Genomic DNA, 17,250 nt, shown 5'->3' with positions numbered 1-17,250 from the left:
CGATGGACGACCAGCACTTCTACATGATCCGCGGCGGCGTCGAGGGCCGCGAGCGACTCCGGATGGTGGCCCGCGTGATGCGGCCCGGCACCCTGGCGCTGATCGAGCGCGCCGGCGTCGGGGCCGGACTCCGCTGCCTCGACGTGGGCAGCGGAGGTGGTGAGGTGACCTTCGACCTCGCCGCCGCGGTCGGACCTACCGGGAGTGTGGTCGGCATCGACGTCGACCCGGTCAAGGTGGAGCTGGCGGCTGCGGATGCCGAGGCGGCGGGCGTCGGCAATGTCGAGTTCCGGGTGGCCGACCTGGTCGACGGACTGGGCGAGGCGGAGTACGACGTGGTCTACGCCAGGTTCGTGCTGTGGACCCTCAGCGACCCGACGAGCGCCCTGCGCGACATGGTGCGTGCGCTCAGGCCGGGCGGCCGGCTGTTCGTCGAGGACATCGACTTCGCGGCGTCGCTGTGCTCCCCGACCTCTGCGGACTTCCAACGGTCGGTGGAGGTGTTCCTCGAGACCGCACGTCGCATGGGCGTTGACGCCAACTTCGGCCGCCGTGTGCCCGAGACAGTGCTCGCCGCCGGCCTCGTGGACGTGCAGACCAACATCGTCCAGCCCGGTGGTCTCGAGGGCGAGGCCAAGGTGCTCCACCCACTGTCGTTCGAGAACATCAAGGCGATGGTGGTCCACCACGACGTCGCCACCGCAGACGAGGTCGACCGCATCGTCGATGCGCTCTACGACCTGGCGCGCGACCCCACGACGTACATGCTGTGCCCGCGGATCGTGCAGGCCTACGGCGACAAGCGTTAGTCGAGCAGCTCTGCGGCTGCCAACCACTCCGACTCGACCTCGTCGCGCTGGGCGCCGAGGACCTGGAGCTCGGCGGCCAGGGCGGCCAGGCGTTCGTAGTCCTGGCCCGCTTCCACGATCGCGGCGTTGAGGGCAGCTTCTTGCTCGCCGATGCGCTCGAGCTGCTTGTCGAGGCGGGTCAGGGTCTTGCGTGCGGCTCGCTCCTCCGCGCTCCCCGGGCGCGCCTTGGCAACCGCGGTCACGGGCGCTGACGCAGGGGCTGGAACGGCTGGTACGGCGGCCGCGAGCTCGGCCGCGCGCCGCTGCAGGTACTCCTCCACGCCGCCCGGCAGCATCGAGATCTGCCCGTCGCCGAGCAGCGCCCAGACGCTGTCGGTCACGCGCTCCAGGAAGTAGCGGTCGTGGGAGACCACCACGAGCGTGCCTGGCCACCCGTCGAGGAAGTCCTCCAGCACGTTGAGCGTGTCGATGTCGAGGTCGTTGGTGGGCTCGTCGAGCAGCAGCACGTTGGGCTCGGTCATCAGCAGCCGCAGCAGCTGGAAGCGACGCCGCTCCCCGCCCGAGAGGTCCCCGATCCGGGTGGTCAGCCGGTCACCGGAGAAGCCGAAGCGCTCCAGCATCGAGGAGGCCGTGATCTCGCCGGTCGTGGTCCGGGTCACGCGGCGGACGGACTCGAGCGTCGGCAGCACGCGGCCCTCGGGGTCGAGGTCGTCGAGAGCCTGGGTGAGGTGTTGCAGGGCGATCGTGCGGCCGTGCCGCACGCGGCCCGCAGACGGCGCGAGCGACCCGTCGAGCAGGCCGAGCACCGAGGTCTTGCCGGCGCCGTTGACGCCGACGATGCCGACGCGGTCGCCGGGCCCGAGGCGCCAGGTGGCGTGGCGGAGGAGCACGCGCTCGCCGCGCACGAGGTCGACGTCCTCGACGTCGATGACGTCCTTGCCCAGCCGCTGGGTGGCGAACCGTTGCAGCTCGAACCTGTCTCGCGGCGGTGGCACGTCCTCGATCAGCGCGTTGGCGGCGTCGATGCGGAACTTCGGCTTCGAGGTCCGCGCCGGCGGACCGCGCCGGAGCCAGGCCAGCTCCTTGCGGGCCAGGTTGAGCCGGCGCTCCTCGGTGGCGGCGGACTGGCGCTGCCGCTCGGCGCGAGCCAGCACGTACGCCGCGTACCCGCCGTCGTAGGCGTCCACCGCACCGTCGTGCACCTCCCAGGTCGACTCGCAGACCGCGTCGAGGAACCACCGGTCGTGGGTCACCACCACGAGGGCCGAGGACCGGGCCGCCAGGTGGCGGGCCAGCCAGTCCACGGCCTCGACGTCGAGGTGGTTGGTGGGTTCGTCGAGCACGATGAGGTCGTGCTCGCCCAGCAGCAGGGCGGCCAGCGCGCACCGGCGTCGTTCACCGCCGCTGAGGCCGAGGACGGCGCGGTCGAGACTGACACCGGCCAGCAGCTCCTCGACGATCTCGCGGGTGCGGGGGTCGGCGGCCCACTCGTGGTCGGCTCGTCCCGCCAGCACCGCCTCGCGGACGGAGTGCGTGTCGACCAGGGCGTCGTGCTGGTGGAGGAACCCGACGAGGAGGCCGCGGCTGTGCGACACCCGTCCGGAGTCAGGGGGCACCTGCCCGGTCATCACCTCCAGCAAGGTGGTCTTGCCGTCGCCGTTGCGACCGACGACGCCGATGCGCTCACCTACGGAAATGCCGAGCGAGACCTCGGAGAGCAGTGGGCGAACGCCGTAGGCCTTGGAGACGCGTTCGAGGTTGACCAGGTTGCTCACAGCACGTGGGCCCCGGAGACCGGCCCGTTGGCCACCAGCACGACGGGCAGGTCGTCGCCCTGCAAGCGGTCGGCCAGGGCGCGGGCGTGGTCGCCCGACTCGCACAAGAACAGCACCGTCGGACCCGAGCCGGAGACCAGGCCCCGCAGGGCGCCCTCGGCCTCGCCATGAGCGATCAGCTCGCCGAGCTCGGGCCGCAGGTCGATCGCGGCCGCCTCGAGGTCGTTGTGCAGCGCGGCGGCCAGGTGGGCGGGCTGTGCAGACGCCAGCGCCGAGACGACGGCGGCCGAGCTGGCCGGCGTGGCCGGGGCATCCGGGAACATCTCGTCGAAGCGCCGATAGACGGCGGGAGTCGAGAGCCCCTCGTGCGAGGGGACGACGACCCACCACCAGGTGACGGGGTCACGCAGGGCCTGCAGGCGTTCGCCGCGACCCGTTCCGTGCGCCGTACCGCCGAGCAGCGAGAACGGCACGTCGCTGCCCAGCCTGGCCGCCAGGTCCAGCAGCACGTCGTCGGCAGTCTCGAGGTCCCAGAGCCGGTCCAGGGCCACCAGCGTCGCGGCTGCGTCGGCCGAACCGCCGGCCATGCCGCCGGCGACGGGGATCCGCTTCTCGACGAGGAGGTCGACCCCCGGGAGCTCGGTGCCCTCGTCGGCCGTCTCGGCGAGCAGTCGCGCCGCCGTGCTGACGATGTTGTCGGCGGGGTCGGGGAGGGCTCCTACGGGGAGGTACGACGCGGCCTCGATGTCGATGGCCCCGTCGCCGTCGGCGGCCCGCACGTCGTCGAAGAGGCCAACGGCCTGGAACACGGTGTCGAGCGGGTGGAAGCCGTCATGGCGCGGGCGGCCCACACCGAGGTGCAGGTTGATCTTGGCCGGGGCGCGCACGGTGACCGAGCGCCGCTCCTCGGGCTGGATGGAGAGTGTCATGCCGGCAGCACCTCGACCAGGTTCTCCGCGATCCGGGCGAAGTCCCCGACGACCAGCGACTCGCCTCTGGCCAGCGGGTCGATCCCGGCCCTGCCCAGAGCCTCCTCCGCACGCTCGGCCGACCCGGCCAGGGTGCGGAGAGCTCCCCGCAGGCCCTTGCGGCGTTGGGCGAACGCCGCGTCGACGACGGCGAAGACCTGCTCACGCGTCGCGGTCGTCGCAGGAGGTTCGCGTCGGGTCCACGCGACCAGCCCGGAGTCGACGTTGGGCACCGGCCAGAACACCTGACGACCCACCGCCCCCGCTCGGCGTACGTCGGCGAACCAGGCCGCCTTCACCGAGGGGATGCCGTAGGCCTTGGACCCAGGGCCGGCCGACAGGCGGTCGGCAACCTCGGCCTGCACCATCACCAGTCCGCGCTCCAGGCTCGGCAGCAGCGTGAGCAGGTGGATGAGCACGGGCACCGACACGTTGTAGGGCAAGTTGGCCACCAGCGCCGTCGGCTGGTCCCCCGGGAGCTCGGTGACGCGCAGCGCGTCAGCCGTCACCACCTCGAGCCGGTCTGCGGAGCCGGGGGCCCGCTCCGCCACGGTGCGGGGCAGCAGTCGGGCCAGACGTGGGTCGATCTCGACAGCGACGACGCGGGCACCGACCTCGAGCAGCGCCAGCGTGAGGGAGCCCAGCCCGGGACCGACCTCCACGACCACGTCGTCGGGACCGACGCCCGCCTCGCGAACGATGCGGCGGACCGTGTTGGCGTCGATGACGAAGTTCTGCCCGCGCTGCTTGGTGGGACGCAGGTCCAGCTCGGCCGCCAGCGAACGGACCTCCGCCGGCCCGAGCAGCGTCGAGCCGGCGGCGGACATGGTGGCCAATCTAGTCATCCGTCTGGTCAGCCGCCGGTGGGCGAACGGTCCGCGTCAGGTGGGCAGGCCGAGCGAGCGTGCGCACGCCGGCCACGCGACGTACCCGCCGGAGGCGTCGCGCACCTTGGTCGCGATGGCGATCTGGGTCTCACGGCTGGCCTGGCTGGGCAGCCCGGAGCCGCCGTAGGCCTGCCAGGTCCCGAGCGAGAACTGCAACCCGCCGTAGTAGCCGTTGCCGGTGTTGGTCGCCCAGTTGCCGCCGGCCTCGCACTGCGCGAGGCGGTCCCAGACGGTGCTGCCGCCGGCGAAGTTGGTCGTCGCGACCTCGCGGGTGCCGACCTCGACGATCGCGGCGACGGGGCGGTCGAGCCAGGTCTGGCGCAGTACCTTGCGGACGGCGAGCCTGCCGTTGCGGTAGGTGATCGCGTACGTGACGTCGCGCAGGCCGTCCTCGCCCGAGCGGATGACGGTGGTGTCGCCGACGTAGGCCGAGTCGTCGTCGCGCTCGATCGTGCGGAAGTCGACCACCTCTCGCTTGATGCGCTTGGTGACCTTCTTGATCCGGGTGACCACGACCTCGGAGCCGTCGTCGATGTCGGCGCCGAGGCGGGGCGTGACCCGGTCGTCCCGGTCGACCTGCACACCGAGCTGGTCGAGGAGGTCGCGCACGCTGAGCGCCGCGACCGTGCGCCTCTGGGGCTTGGCCGCACCGATCTTGACCGTGATCGTCTTGGGGGTCGCGACCTCGATGTCGATACCGCCGCGGTCGATGCCCGCGCCACGACTCACCGAGAGGGCCGCGCCGTCGTAGGCACGGCCGATCTGGTCGAGCGCACCGTCGACGTCGGTGGCGGTCACCCAGTACGTCTGGGTGTCACCGTCGACCGTGAGCTCCAGCGGGCGACCGAACCGGACGCTGATCCTGGTCCCGTCACTGACCTCCTGGTCGAGCGACGGTGCTACCTGGTCGTGGGCGCCGACCTCGATGCCCTCGGCGTCGAGCACGTCACCGACGGTGCCGCCGAGGGCGGACACCTCGTGCGCCTTGCCGTCGAGGGAGAGGGTCACCGACTTGCTCATCGCGGCGTAGGCGAGGGTCGTGCCGACGACCGCGGTCGCGACGATGGCCACGAGAACGGCCATCAGGCCACGCTTGCGACTGAGCTGATCCAACTTGAGAAGCAAAACACTCCGAACGTCGAGCTCTCCGGATCGTGTGTCCTGCTTCCCCCGATCGATCCAGCCAACAGTCACGAGACGATAACGACGACCGGATGGGGCGACAATTCGTCAGACAACTTCTCGGCGCTCCCGACGCTTCTCGGTGAGGTTCTCAGCCCTCACCAGGCGCCGCCGTACGCCGCATCCGTGGCGGAGTTCACACTCGCGCAGAGTTCCTCGAGGTCATCCCCGCGCACCTGCGCCATCGCTCGCATCGTGAGCGGCACGAGGTACGACGCGTTCGGGCGCCCGCGGTAGGGAGTCGGCGTGAGGTACGGCGCGTCGGTCTCCACCAGCAGGCGGTCGGGAGGTACGACGAGCAGCGCCTCGCGCAGTGCCGCAGCGTTCTTGAACGTCACGGTGCCGGCGAACGACAGGTAGGCGCCGCGGTCCAGGCAGGCGCGGGCGAAGTCGGCGTCCCCGGAGAAGCAGTGCATCACCCAACGTTCGGGCGGGCCCTCCTCGTCGATGACGGCCAGCACCTCGTCATGGGCCTCGCGGTCGTGGATGACCAGCGTCTTGTCGAGCCGCTTGGCGAGATCGACGTGCCAGCGGAACGAGGCGACCTGCGCCGCCTTGCCCTCCGGTCCGGTGCGGTAGTTGTCGAGCCCGGTCTCCCCGACCGCGCGCACCTTGTCGTGGGCCCGCGCCAACCGCTCGATCTCCTCGAGGGCGGCGTCCAGCTCGCCGCGCGCGGCCAGCCGCGGCGCCTCGTTGGGGTGCAGCGAGACGCCGGCCACCAGAGCGTCGTACCTCACCGCCGCCTCCACCGCCCACCGGGCACCCTCGAGCTCGCAGCCGATCTGGACGATCCGCGTCACTCCGACCTCCGCCGCCGAGGCGATCGCCTCCTGCGTCGGCAGCCACGCCTGGTCATCGGTGCCCCTGGCGATGTCGAGGTGGCAGTGGTTGTCCACCACCGGGTGCGGCAACCCCTCCGGCAACGGCGGCCGCTCCCTGTCTTCGGTCACGCCCGCGACCTTATCCACCGGCCCGCCGGGGTACTCCCGTGCAGTTGACGGGTATGGAAGCGCTTCCAAGGCGTCAACCGCACGGGAGTACGCCGAACGTCAGGGCTTGTGCACAGCGTCGTAGACGAGGCGCTTGGGGACGGCGGCGGACTTTGCGACCTGGGAGATGGCGTTCTTGCGGGGGGTGCCGGCGGCTTCGAGGTCGGCGACGGCGCGGCGCCAGTCGTCGGGGGTCGGGCCGACGGAGGGGGCGGCAGGGGCGCCGGCGACCACGATGGTGACCTCGCCGCGTACGCCACCGGCGGCCCAGGCGACCAGCTCGGCGAGTCCTCCCCGGCGCACCTCCTCATGGGTCTTGGTGAGCTCGCGGCAGACCGCAGCCGCGCGCTCGGGGCCGAAGGCCTCGACCATCGCCGCCAACGCCGCCCCGGTCCGGTGCGGTGCCTCGAAGAACACCATCGTGCGCGGCTCCGTGGCGAGCTCGGCCAGTCGGCGCGACCGCTCGCCGGCCTTGCGCGGCAAGAACCCCTCGAAGCAGAACCGGTCGGCCGGCAGGCCCGACACCGCGAGCGCCGTCAGCACCGCCGACGGCCCAGGTACGGCGACCACGTCGACGCCTGCCTCGATCGCGGCCGCCACGAGGCGGTAGCCCGGGTCGGAGACGCTCGGCATCCCGGCGTCGGTCACCAGCAGCACCCGCTCGCCGGCGACCAGGGCAGCCACCAGGCCGGGGGTACGCGCCGACTCGTTGCCCTCGAAGTACGACACCACGCGCCCGCCGACGCTGACCCCGAGGTCGCGGGCCAGTCGGGCCAGGCGCCGGGTGTCCTCGGCCGCCACGACGTCGGCCGTTGCCAGCTCGTGGGCCAAGCGCGGCGAGGCGTCGTCGACGCGCCCTATCGGGGTCGCAGCCAGCACCAGCACACCCACAGTCTCACCGTAGGCTTGCCGACCGTGACGACCGCCGCTCCGCAACGAGCGCCCGCAGGCGACACGCGGACCGGCCTCTCACGCACCGCCGACGGTCGCGAGGTCCCGAGTGCCGCCGCCCGCACCCGGTCCAGGCTGCGCGGCGAGGACCCCTTCATCGGCTGGGTCACCGCGCTGTCGATCGGCCTCCTGGCCCTGTTCCTGCGGCTCTGGAAGCTGGGCTCGCCCCGGGAGTTCCTCTTCGACGAGACCTACTACGCCAAGGACGCCTGGTCGCTGCTGCACTTCGGCTACGCCCGCGAGTACGTCGACGGCAAGAAGGCCAACGCCGAGATCCTGGCCGGCCACACCGACGGCCTGTGGAAGGACAAGGCCTCGATGGCCGTCCATCCCGACGTCGGCAAGTGGCTGATCGGGCTGGGCGAGAAGGTCTTCGGGATGGACCCGTTCGGCTGGCGGGTCGCGTCCGCGGTCGTGGGTGCGCTGATGATCGTGGTGATGGTCCGGCTGGTACGCCGGATGACGGGCTCGACCTTCATCGGCGCGGTCGCCGGCCTGCTCCTGTGCTTCGACGGCATGCAGTTCGTGCTCTCGCGGCTGGCCCTGCTCGACATCTTCGTCGCGTTCTTCCTGCTGATGGCCGTGCACTGCCATGTGGCCGACCGCGACTGGACCAGGGCACGCCTGGCCACGCTCCTGTCCACCTCGGGTGGGCGAGTGACGAAGGGCTCCGGTCCGGTCCGCGGCCTGCTGTGGCGACCGTGGCTGGTCGGCGCAGGCATCTGCTGGGGCCTGGCGTGCGGGACCAAATGGGAGGCCGTCTACGCGATGGCCGCGTTCGGACTGCTCACCTTCTTCTGGACCGTGGGAGCCCGACGCTCCTTCGGAGTGCGCGGCGCGCTCGCGCGCTCCGTGGTCGTCGACGGGATCCCGGCGTTCGTCAGCGTGGTGCTGGTCGGGCTCCTGGTCTACGTCGCCACCTGGACGGGCTGGCTCGTGCACGCCGGCCAGTACGAGAAGGACCTGTCGTCCTCGCAGTACACCCGCTACTCCGGCCAGGGACACTGCGACGGCAAGACCTACGTCTCGGAGAACCCGAACGACGACGCACGATGGCCGACTGCCAGCGAGCCCGACGCGTCCGGGGTCGGGGAGGTCGTCCAGTCGCTGCGCTCCCTGTGGTACTACCACCAGGACGTCTACACCTTCCACACGCACTTCCTGAACTGCTCGACCCACCCCTACGAGTCCAAGCCGTCCGGCTGGCTGCTCCTGAACCGGCCCGTGGGCGTCGACGCCGACACCAAGATCCAGCCGGGGACCCAGGGGTGCGATGCCCCCACGGGCAGCGACTGCCTGCGGGTCATCACCCTGCTCGGCACACCCATCTTGTGGTGGGGCGGCTGCCTGGCGGTGATCGCCGCCGGCGCGCTCTGGATCGGCACCCGCGACTGGAGGTACGGCGTCGCCGTCATCGGCACGCTCTCGACCTGGCTGCCGTGGCTGCAGTACGACGACCGACCGATCTTCATCTTCTACGCGATCATCACCATTCCGTTCATGGTGATGGCCATCGCGCTCCTGATAGGCGCTCTCTTGGGCCGTACGACGGCCCCCACGCCCCGACGTACGGTCGGGGTGATCGTCTCGGGCGCCTTCTTCGTGCTGGTGCTGCTGAACTTCGCCTGGTTCTGGCCCGTCTACACCGACCAGCTCCTCACCCACCGCGAATGGCTCGACCGGATCTGGTTCACGCGCTGGATCTGACCAGACCAGTGCCGAAAATGACCCAGATCTAGTCCCAACTGACTAGGCGGACACCACCGAGGGGTCAGTCGAATTGACCCGAAATGATTGCCGGTTTGCCCTGCCAGATCCCCCATTCTCCCGCAGGATGGTGCTGCTGTAACGGTTCAGCAGTACGCATCCGCTGGTCTGGACCGTCCCGGGATCTGAGCGGGTCCAGCACCAGAAATCGCGTTTTTGACCGGATTCGCCACGCTTCGGTCACACTGACGCGTATGGATGCCCGTCAGGCTGACCTGCTCAGGAAGCTCGACCCGATCGAGCTCGGTCAACGGCTGCGCGCTGCGCGCGTCGCCAAGGGAATGACTCAGACCGACCTGGCCGGCGCCGACGTGTCGGTCGGCTACGTCTCTCGCATCGAGGCCGGGCACCGACGTCCGAACCTCCAGGTGCTCACCGACCTCTGCGTCCGGCTCGGCACCCCGGTCGAGCAGCTGCTGATGGGCGTCGCCCCGCAGGAGCTCGAGCAGATCAAGCTCAACCTCGACTTCGCCGAGCTGGCGCTCGAGTCGGGCCAGGCCGCGAGCGCCGAGCTCCAGGCTCGCGACGCTCTGGACATGGCGGTGGCCGCCTCGCTCAAGGAGCTGGCCTACCGGAGCCGCTTCCTGCTGGCCCGGGCACTCGAGGCCCAGGGCATGGTCGACGACGCCATCATCGAGCTCGAGGGACTGCTCTCGCCGCGGGTCGGCAACGTCTTGCAGATCAAGGTCGGCATCGCGCTGAGTCGCTGCTACCGCGAGTCGGGCGACTTCTCCAAGGCCGTCGAGGTCGGCGAGATGATGCTGGAGCACCTGGCTGACACACCCCTCGACGGCACCGACGAGGCCGTCCAGCTCGCGGTGACCTTGGCCTACGCCTACCACACCCGCGGCGATGTCTCCCAGGCCGTGCGCGTGTGCCGTCGGGCGGTGGCCAAGGCCGAGACCCTCGACTCATCGGTCGGCCGGGCCTCTGCCTACTGGAACGCCAGCATTCTGGAAGCCGCTCGCGGTTCGGTGCGCGACGCGATCCCGTTGGCCGAGCGCGCCTTGAAGCTGCTATCGGAAGGACAGGACGCTCGCAACCTGGCCAATCTCCGCACGGCGCTCGGCATGATGCAGCTGCGCATGGACCCGCCCCAGATCAGCGAGGCGCAGGAGAACCTGAAGCTCGCGGCGGAGGAGTACCAATGGTGCAGCGCCAGCCCGGCTGACATCGGTCGCAACGAGCTTGCCCAGGCGCGGGCACACTTCCTGGCCGGCGATGTCGAGACCGCCGAGGTGATGAGCCGGCACGTGCACGAGAGCATCAAGGTCTTGTCGCCGCTGACCGCGGCCGATGCGAAGTCGCTCGAGGGCCAGGTGCACGCTGCCCAGGGAGACATCGAAGCAGCCGCGCGCTCCTACCATGAAGCGGTGTTCGCGCTGACCGGTCTCGGATCGGACCGCGAAGCAGCGGAACTGTGGTTCGAGCTCGCCGGCCTGCTCGAGGACGTCAACGAGTTCGATGCAGCACGCCATGCCTACCGAAGTGCGGCAGCGGCATCAGGCGTGCAGAGTCGTCCGAGAGCTACGACGAGAAAGTTGTCAGAGGAACTGCGGTAGAACGGGTCAGCAGCAGGCTGGCCAGTCCGACTTCCTCATCTGCTTGATAGCGGCGTCCGGGGACGCGGCCACCGAGGTGGCACCCAGGGTGGCGACGAGTGCAGCGACAACGGCTGCAACTGCGAACTTGCTGCGACGCATGACGGATCTCCCTCTCACAGGTGACCGGCTGACTAGTCCGGTCGGAGACCATCGTGGAGTGGTCTGGTCAAAAAGTCGATCTTGACTTTTGACGCTCGTCCAGCATCGCTACCCCCAGGCACCCTAGGGCTGCACGTTTTCGCAGGTCAGAGGCCGTTTAACAGTGTGCTAGACCACCTCTTCGAGGGGGCCCCGAAATTCTCGTTTCCGCCCCCGAGAAGTGCCACCGCTGTAAAGTTGAGTCAACATCGGGAGGCAAACCAAGACCCCGCCTCCCGATCGAAGTGAACAAATCTCGCGGGCGTCAAACCCCCCCGGCAACCGTGAGATTCATGCACTGGACTCCCCCCAACCAGTGCTAGCGACCCCCTGTGGCCCCCCGCAGGGGGTCCTTCATATTTCGGGGGTCATGCCTGCGGCGCCGGCCACAGCTGCGTCCAGCCGGCGCCTGGGAGGTCTCAGAGGCAGACTTTAGAGTGTCACTCTAAAGTGGCACTCCAGTAGGCTGGCAGCATGACCTCCCGCGACGACACTCGGCGCCCGATCGACGTCAAACGCCAGCAGAAGCAGGCCAATCGCGACGCCATGGTCGAGTCTGCGGGAGGCCTCTTCGCCACGGTCGGCTTCGCGGGCACCACCATGGAAGCCGTCGCGGCGGGGGCAGGGATGTCGGTGCAGAGTGTCTACTTCGCCTTCGGCACCAAGGCCGCCTTGCTGCGCGCGGCCATCGAGCGGGCCACGCCGGCCCCGACCGGCCGGATCGCCGAGTCCGATGCGGATCGCGCCCTCACGATCCTGGTCGACGAGGCGGTCCGGGCGCTGGACGCCACGGGTGCGCTCGCACTTGCGGCCACCTCGGCAGCTGGAGCCGACGAGGCGGTCGAGGAGGTGTGCGCCTGGCAGGACGCCGCGCGATCGCAGGCGGCCACGCACCTGGTGCACCGGCTACGGGCCCTGCGGCCGTTGGCGCGCGGCGTGACGACCCGACGTGCCTCCGACGTCGTCTACGGCGTGCTCAGCCCTCAGCTGCACGCGGTGCTCGTGCGCGAGCGGGGGTGGCCCTCGAAGAGGTACGCCGCGTGGGCCGCCGACCTCGTCGGGCGCGCACTCTGGGGATGACGCGCTCGTACAGCTCGTGGACGCCGACGCCGACCGCGAGCGCCGCCAGCACCGCCAGGTAGGGATGACCCGCGTCCTCGATGCCGGGGTAGACCTGCCACTGGGTGAGGTAGATCCACAACGACGCGGCGGCCACCACGTGGACCACGCGGCCCAGCAGCCGCGGCACGGGCACGGCCCGGTCGACGAGCAGCAGCGCCACTCCTGTCACGACGATCAGCTCACGCTGGGCGTCGCCGAAGAAGCCGATGGCCGACACCACGGCGAGCACGGCGACCAGCGCCCTGCGACGCAAGGTGCCCGCCACGGCCGCCGCCCAGCCAAGGGCCAGGCACCAGAGCACCGCGGCCGCCTCGTACCGCTCGACGGGCCCGGCCTGCACCCCGACGACCGCGAACCTCACCAGCAGCGCGACTGCGAGCGCTGCCAGCGCCACGCCGAAGGGGGATCGCCGCGACCATCGGAACACGCCTGGCACTGCCATCACCGCCGCGACCGCCAAATAGCTCCACACCAGTGCCTCGAGGAACCAGAACTGCCAGTCGTCGCTCCAGCGCGAGGTGCCGGTGAGCCCGTTGAGGAACAGTGCGGTCTGCCACCTGTACTCGCCGGCGACCACGGCGACGGCACCGATCCACACGGCTGTCGGTATGGCAACGGCCGCCGCCGACCTGAGGATCCCGCGCACGCGCGCCACCCGGTCGGACATCGCGAGCTGGAACCGGGCCAGGTTGTAGCCGGCGACGGCCAGCAGGACGTGGGCGCCCCCTTGTAGCTGGGCGATGTCGGCATGGCTGACCAGGATGAGCAGCACGGCGACCGCACGCAGCACGACCGAGAGGTCGACAGGCATCGTGAAGCGGCGTCGAGGGCGGCGTGCCGTGGAGAGAGCCGTCGGCGAGAGCCGCTGCCAACCCGCGGGCAGCGTGCCGAGCACCCGGCCCAGACGCGTGGAGACCTCCACGTAGGACAGGGAGTCACCCCCGAGATCCACGAAGCTGTCGCGCACGGTCGCGTCAGGTCGGCCCAGGACCACGGCGAAGAGGTCGCGGATGCCCTCGGCGCCGGCACCGGGGTCGTCGGTGCTCGTCTGCGAGGCCACCTGGGTCGCGTGACGGGTCAACGCACCGTAGTCGGGCTTGCCCGAGGTGGTGCGGGGCAGCGACCCGAGCCTGACGACCCGGATGGCCGAGACCGGCAGTCCGGTGAGGTCGACCACCGCGCGCAGGGTGCGCTCGACCGAGCGCGCCTGCTCGGTGAACACCCAGAGACGCTCGTCGTGGACCAGGACGCGGACGGGCCGTCCGCGGTCGGCCAGGACCTGCTCGACCCGGTCGAGATCGAGCCTGAGACCGAACAGCTTCGCGTGCCGGCCGAGCCTGCCGACGACCTCCCACAGCCCGTCGTCGGCCTGCCTGGCCAGGTCACCCGTGCGCAGCTCGGCCAGCTCGGCGCCTCGGGCCAGGTCGGCCGGTGTCTCGGCGTACCCCATCATCACGTTGGGGCCCGTGTAGACCAGCTCGCCGACGTGCACGGGTGTCCCGTTGACACCGGCCAGGCGGAAGCTCCCGCCCGGGATCGCGATGCCCACCGCCTCGGGTCGCTCGAGGGCAAGGTCAGGTGGGAGGTAGGCCATCCGCGCCGTGGCCTCGGTCTGGCCGTACATCACGAACAGGTCGAACCCGCGCTCCCTGCCCAGCTGCGCCCACTCGCGTACGCGGTCGGGTGCCATCCGGCCGCCGGCTTGGGTGAGGTAGCGCAGGTGCGGCAGATCGCGGTCGCCGAAGCCGGAGGCGTCGAGGAGGTCGAAGGTGTAGGGCACCCCCGCCAGGCTCGTCACCCGGGCCTCGGTCGCGAGCGCCCAGAAGCACTCGTCGGAGACCGAGAGGTCGGTCAGCACGACCGCCGCTCCCCCGACGAGATGGCTGTTGAGGACCGACAGGCCGTAGCAGTAGTGCAGGGGCAACGAGGTGATCGCGCTGTCCGCGGCGCGGATGCCGAGGTAGTCGGCGATGCTCTGCGCGTTGGCGACGACATTGTCGAGCGACAGCCGCACCAGCTTGGGCGACCCGGTCGAGCCGGACGTGCTCAACAGCACGGCGAGGTCGGGGTGCAGGTCGTGCGCAGAGCCCTCACGTACCTCCCGCAGCGCCGCCCCGGCGCGGTGGATGACGTCGGGTCGGTAGGCCTCGGCCAGCTCGACGTGTCGGTCCACGTCGCCCGGCGCCGCCAGCAGCACCGGATGGCGGCCCGCGAGCGCCGCGAGGTAGGTCACCACACTCTCGACGTCGTTGGCGGCCTCGACCAGCACCAACCGGCGGGTGGTCCCGAGGAGGGCCGAGCGCCGGTCGACGCGCTGGGCCAGCTCGGCATACGTCACGGTCTCGGCAGTACTGCGCAGCGCGAGGTCTCCGGGGCGTCCCCCGAGAAGCGGACAGGCGTCCAGCCGTTGCTCGACCGTCAACGCGGGCCCTCGAGCGGGAAGGCCAGGACCTCGCCCGACACGCGCAGGCACACCGAGGTGCCGGGGGCCGGAACGCCGCCGGCCGGGACCCGCGAGATCACCACGGTGTCGCGGTCGTGGATGCGTGCGCGCAGCGTCGCGTCGTGCCCGAAGTAGCTCACGTCGAGGACCTCGGCGCGCACCCCGTCGGCCCCGTCGGCCCCGCCGGCACCGCTCGAACGGTCGGGGATCACGTTGACCTGCTCGGGGCGTACGACGATCAGCACCGGTCCCGAGGCGTCCGCGAGCAGGCCGAGCTCGCCCAGGTCGCACCTCGCCGTGCGTCCGCCGGCGGTGCCCCGCAGCTGGGTGGCGTGGCCGACGAAGGCCGCCACCTCTGGCGAGGCAGGGCGCAGGTAGATCTCTCCTGGCGGTGAGATCTGGAGGAATCGGCCAGCGGCCATCACCGCGACCTGGTCGGCCAGCGACAGCGCCTCACCCTGGTCGTGGGTGACCAGCACGGCCGTCGATCCGCTGGCGCGCAAGGCACGCGCGACGGCGCGGCCGGTGTCCTCGCGCAGCCCCGCGTCGAGGGAGGAGAAGGGTTCGTCGAGGAGGACCAGACCCGGCTGTGGTGCGAGGGCGCGGGCCAGCGCCACCCGCTGCTGCTGGCCACCCGAGAGCTCGTGCGGCTGACGGTGGGCAACCGAGGAGGGCAGCTCGACGAGGTCGAGGACCTCGCGCACACGCGCCGACCGACGCTCGCCGCGGGCGAGCCCGAAGGCGACGTTGGCGGACACGTCGAGATGCGGGAACAGCGCGCCCTCCTGCGGCACGTACCCGACGCGTCGCCGGCGGGCCGGCACGGGACGTCCCCCGCCCGCGACCATGCGGTCGCCGATGGTGATGGTGCCGCCGTCCGGCTCGAGGAACCCCGCGACCAGACGGAGCAGGGTGGTCTTGCCGCAGCCCGACGCACCCAGCACGGCGGTGATGCCGTCGGGCACGTCGAGGTCGACACCATCGAGCACGACGGTGTCGCCGAACGACTTGCGCAGGCCCTGGACCCGAAGGCCGGCAGCACGCCCGGGTCCCGCGGTCATGACACGGCTCCCAGGGGGCGGAGGGCCGACCTCAGCCCGCTGCTGTTGGCGGCTCGCGAGAGCAGCCACGTGGCGGGGATCGACAGCAGGATCAGGAGCGCCGCGTAGGGGGCGGCCGCGCCGTACTCGACGGAGTACGCCTTCTGCCAGAACTCCGTGGCCAGCGTCGAGGTGCCGATCGGCGAGAGGAGCAGGGTCGCGGTCAGCTCGGTGCTGACGGCCAGCGAGACGAGAGCCAGGCTGGCGCCCAGGCCAGGCAGGACGAGCGGCAGGGTGACGCGTCGGGCCGCAGCCGCGTCGCTGCAGCCCAGGGATCTCGCCACGTCCTCGAGCACCGGCGGGGCGAGCTCGAGGGTGCCGCGCACGCTGACGACCGCGCGCGGCAGGAAGAGGATGACGTAGCCGAGCACGAGCAGCGGCACGGTCTGGTAGAGCGCCGGCACCGACCGGATCGACACCGTGACCAGCGCCAGCGCCACGACGATGCCCGGGAGCGCGTTGGCCGGGTAGACGCTGCGTTCGAGGGTGGTGGCGAACAGGCCGCGGTGGCGGACCGCGAGCCACGCCACGGGCAGCGCGGCGATGGTGGCCACGACTCCGCCGGCGAGCGCCAGGCCGACGGTGGTGCCGGTGGCGGCGACCAGGTCGCCGAGCGGGAACTCGGTGGACGCGCCGCGCACCAGCCATCGGCCGAGGCTCGCGAGAGGCACGCCGAGGGCCAGCACCACCAGCCCCCCGACACCGGTGAGTACCACGGGGCTCCACGCCCCGAGCCGGACGCGCGTCGCTGTCCTGCTCACCCCCGATCCGACTCGCGAGTGTCGACGGCGGCCGCGGGCGAGCAGCTCGACCCCCAGCAGCAGCAGGCAGAACGCCACCAGCACGAGAGCGAGCAGCGTCGCCGCCGGTCCGTTGAAGCTCGTGCGGTACTGGTCGAGGATCCCGGTCGTCAGCGTGGGGTAGTTGAGGATCTGCAGAGCGCCGTACTCGCCCAGCAGGTGGAGCCCGACGAGCAGGGCGCCACCCAGCACCGCCGGGCTGATCGCCGGCAGCACGACCCGCGCGAAGCTCGCGACCGGGCCGTGGCCCAGAGCCGCGGCGACCTCCTCCAGACCGGGGTCGAGCCGACGCAGCGCAGCGACCGTCGGCAGGTAGACGAGCGGGTAGTACGACAGGCTGACGACCAGCACCGCGCCGCCGTAGGACTGCACGGCGTGGGTGGTGGACACCCAGCCGTAGCCGTTGACGAAGGCGGGTACGGCGAGCGGAGCGGCGAGCACCCCGTGCCAGAGGTGGCCGGCTCGGAGGTTGGTGCGGACCACCAGCCAGGCACACCCGACGCCGATCACGACGCTGAGACCGACGCCGGCGACGAGCAGCCGGGTTGTGTTCCAGAGCAGCTGCCCGACCCGGGGTCGCACCAGGAAGTCGACCGCCTCCCCGGCGCCGAGCTGGGCGGAGGAGACGACGACGTAGCCCAACGGGAGCAGGCAGGTCGCCGCGACGACCAGACCGAGCACGGCCAGGACCACGCCCGGCCCCGGGTCACGCTCC

At 71.2% G+C, this 17,250-nt stretch carries 14 protein-coding genes; 4 read left to right on the top strand and 10 right to left on the bottom strand.

The window, feature by feature from the left end; all coding sequences use genetic code 11:
- The first annotated feature begins 2 nt into the window (after positions 1–2).
- Positions 3–809, top strand: a complete 807-nt coding sequence (locus ISU10_RS02790; RefSeq protein ID WP_194694839.1) for a class I SAM-dependent methyltransferase — start codon at positions 3–5, stop codon at positions 807–809.
- Here the strand turns inward: ISU10_RS02790 and ISU10_RS02785 are convergent.
- The 6 genes from ISU10_RS02785 to rsmI all read right to left on the bottom strand — a co-directional run bounded on the left by ISU10_RS02785 (position 806) and on the right by rsmI (position 7,501).
- On the bottom strand, positions 806–2,584 hold the full coding sequence (locus ISU10_RS02785; RefSeq protein WP_194694838.1) for an ABC-F family ATP-binding cassette domain-containing protein: 1,779 nt from the start codon (positions 2,582–2,584) through the stop codon (positions 806–808). The two genes, ISU10_RS02790 and ISU10_RS02785, sit on opposite strands and share 4 nt — an antisense overlap.
- A complete protein-coding gene (locus ISU10_RS02780) occupies positions 2,581–3,513 on the bottom strand; it encodes a 4-(cytidine 5'-diphospho)-2-C-methyl-D-erythritol kinase (protein ID WP_194694837.1) in 933 nt (310 codons plus the stop codon). Before ISU10_RS02780 ends, ISU10_RS02785 begins: the two co-directional genes overlap by 4 nt.
- Complete coding sequence (gene rsmA, locus ISU10_RS02775) at positions 3,510–4,379, bottom strand: 16S rRNA (adenine(1518)-N(6)/adenine(1519)-N(6))-dimethyltransferase RsmA (protein ID WP_194694836.1); 870 nt, start codon at positions 4,377–4,379, stop codon at positions 3,510–3,512. Before rsmA ends, ISU10_RS02780 begins: the two co-directional genes overlap by 4 nt.
- Before the next feature lie 54 nt (positions 4,380–4,433).
- Complete coding sequence (locus ISU10_RS23740) at positions 4,434–5,522, bottom strand: resuscitation-promoting factor (RefSeq protein ID WP_306442070.1); 1,089 nt, start codon at positions 5,520–5,522, stop codon at positions 4,434–4,436.
- Between the two features lie 197 nt (positions 5,523–5,719).
- A complete protein-coding gene (locus ISU10_RS02765; RefSeq protein ID WP_370864622.1) occupies positions 5,720–6,571 on the bottom strand; it encodes a TatD family hydrolase in 852 nt (283 codons plus the stop codon).
- A gap of 99 nt (positions 6,572–6,670) precedes the next feature.
- The gene (gene rsmI / locus ISU10_RS02760; RefSeq protein ID WP_370864620.1) at positions 6,671–7,501 is read right to left on the bottom strand and encodes a 16S rRNA (cytidine(1402)-2'-O)-methyltransferase; all 831 of its coding nucleotides are present in this window, start codon (positions 7,499–7,501) and stop codon (positions 6,671–6,673) included.
- 24 nt (positions 7,502–7,525) lie between these two features.
- Here rsmI and ISU10_RS02755 point away from each other — a divergent pair, with 24 nt between their 5' ends.
- Together ISU10_RS02755 and ISU10_RS02750 are read left to right on the top strand one after the other, a co-directional pair.
- Positions 7,526–9,268 (top strand): dolichyl-phosphate-mannose--protein mannosyltransferase, encoded by a 1,743-nt coding sequence (locus ISU10_RS02755; protein WP_194694835.1) that lies wholly within the window; start codon positions 7,526–7,528, stop codon positions 9,266–9,268.
- A gap of 254 nt (positions 9,269–9,522) precedes the next feature.
- The gene (locus ISU10_RS02750) at positions 9,523–10,890 is read left to right on the top strand and encodes a helix-turn-helix domain-containing protein (RefSeq protein ID WP_194694834.1); all 1,368 of its coding nucleotides are present in this window, start codon (positions 9,523–9,525) and stop codon (positions 10,888–10,890) included.
- Positions 10,891–10,896: 6 nt separating this feature from the next.
- On the opposite strand, the gene ISU10_RS23460 is transcribed toward ISU10_RS02750, so the two are convergent.
- Positions 10,897–11,031: a hypothetical protein gene (locus ISU10_RS23460; RefSeq protein WP_267239100.1), complete on the bottom strand. Its 135-nt coding sequence runs from the start codon at positions 11,029–11,031 to the stop codon at positions 10,897–10,899.
- Positions 11,032–11,544: 513 nt separating this feature from the next.
- On the opposite strand from ISU10_RS23460, the gene ISU10_RS02745 reads away from it, so the two are divergent.
- On the top strand, positions 11,545–12,150 hold the full coding sequence (locus ISU10_RS02745; RefSeq protein ID WP_194694833.1) for a TetR/AcrR family transcriptional regulator: 606 nt from the start codon (positions 11,545–11,547) through the stop codon (positions 12,148–12,150).
- Here the strand turns inward: ISU10_RS02745 and ISU10_RS02740 are convergent.
- The 3 genes from ISU10_RS02740 to ISU10_RS02730 are packed head-to-tail and all read right to left on the bottom strand — an operon-like array spanning position 12,047 to position 17,228.
- Positions 12,047–14,614: an AMP-binding protein gene (locus ISU10_RS02740; RefSeq protein WP_194694832.1), complete on the bottom strand. Its 2,568-nt coding sequence runs from the start codon at positions 14,612–14,614 to the stop codon at positions 12,047–12,049. The two genes, ISU10_RS02745 and ISU10_RS02740, sit on opposite strands and share 104 nt — an antisense overlap.
- Positions 14,611–15,696, bottom strand: a complete 1,086-nt coding sequence (locus ISU10_RS02735; RefSeq protein WP_194694831.1) for an ABC transporter ATP-binding protein — start codon at positions 15,694–15,696, stop codon at positions 14,611–14,613. Before ISU10_RS02735 ends, ISU10_RS02740 begins: the two co-directional genes overlap by 4 nt.
- Positions 15,693–17,228 (bottom strand): ABC transporter permease, encoded by a 1,536-nt coding sequence (locus tag ISU10_RS02730; protein WP_370864616.1) that lies wholly within the window; start codon positions 17,226–17,228, stop codon positions 15,693–15,695. The genes ISU10_RS02735 and ISU10_RS02730 overlap by 4 nt, the downstream gene beginning before the upstream one ends.
- Positions 17,229–17,250 lie beyond the last annotated feature (22 nt).

It is taken from the genome of Nocardioides agariphilus (assembly GCF_015352445.1).
Classification (GTDB): domain Bacteria; phylum Actinomycetota; class Actinomycetes; order Propionibacteriales; family Nocardioidaceae; genus Nocardioides; species Nocardioides agariphilus.
This window is presented reverse-complemented; position numbering and strand designations above follow the sequence as displayed.

What these genes read in the sequence shown, in the direction of transcription:
- ISU10_RS02790 (WP_194694839.1), top strand. Translation starts at nt 3, where the DNA reads ATGGACGACCAGCACTTCTACATGATCCGCGGCGGCGTCGAGGGCCGC.
- ISU10_RS02780 (WP_194694837.1), bottom strand. Translation starts at nt 3,513, where the DNA reads ATGACACTCTCCATCCAGCCCGAGGAGCGGCGCTCGGTCACCGTGCGC.
- rsmA (WP_194694836.1), bottom strand. Translation starts at nt 4,379, where the DNA reads ATGTCCGCCGCCGGCTCGACGCTGCTCGGGCCGGCGGAGGTCCGTTCG.
- ISU10_RS23740 (WP_306442070.1), bottom strand. Translation starts at nt 5,522, where the DNA reads ATGGCCGTTCTCGTGGCCATCGTCGCGACCGCGGTCGTCGGCACGACC.
- ISU10_RS02750 (WP_194694834.1), top strand. Translation starts at nt 9,523, where the DNA reads ATGGATGCCCGTCAGGCTGACCTGCTCAGGAAGCTCGACCCGATCGAG.
- ISU10_RS23460 (WP_267239100.1), bottom strand. Translation starts at nt 11,031, where the DNA reads ATGCGTCGCAGCAAGTTCGCAGTTGCAGCCGTTGTCGCTGCACTCGTC.
- ISU10_RS02745 (WP_194694833.1), top strand. Translation starts at nt 11,545, where the DNA reads ATGACCTCCCGCGACGACACTCGGCGCCCGATCGACGTCAAACGCCAG.
- ISU10_RS02735 (WP_194694831.1), bottom strand. Translation starts at nt 15,696, where the DNA reads ATGACCGCGGGACCCGGGCGTGCTGCCGGCCTTCGGGTCCAGGGCCTG.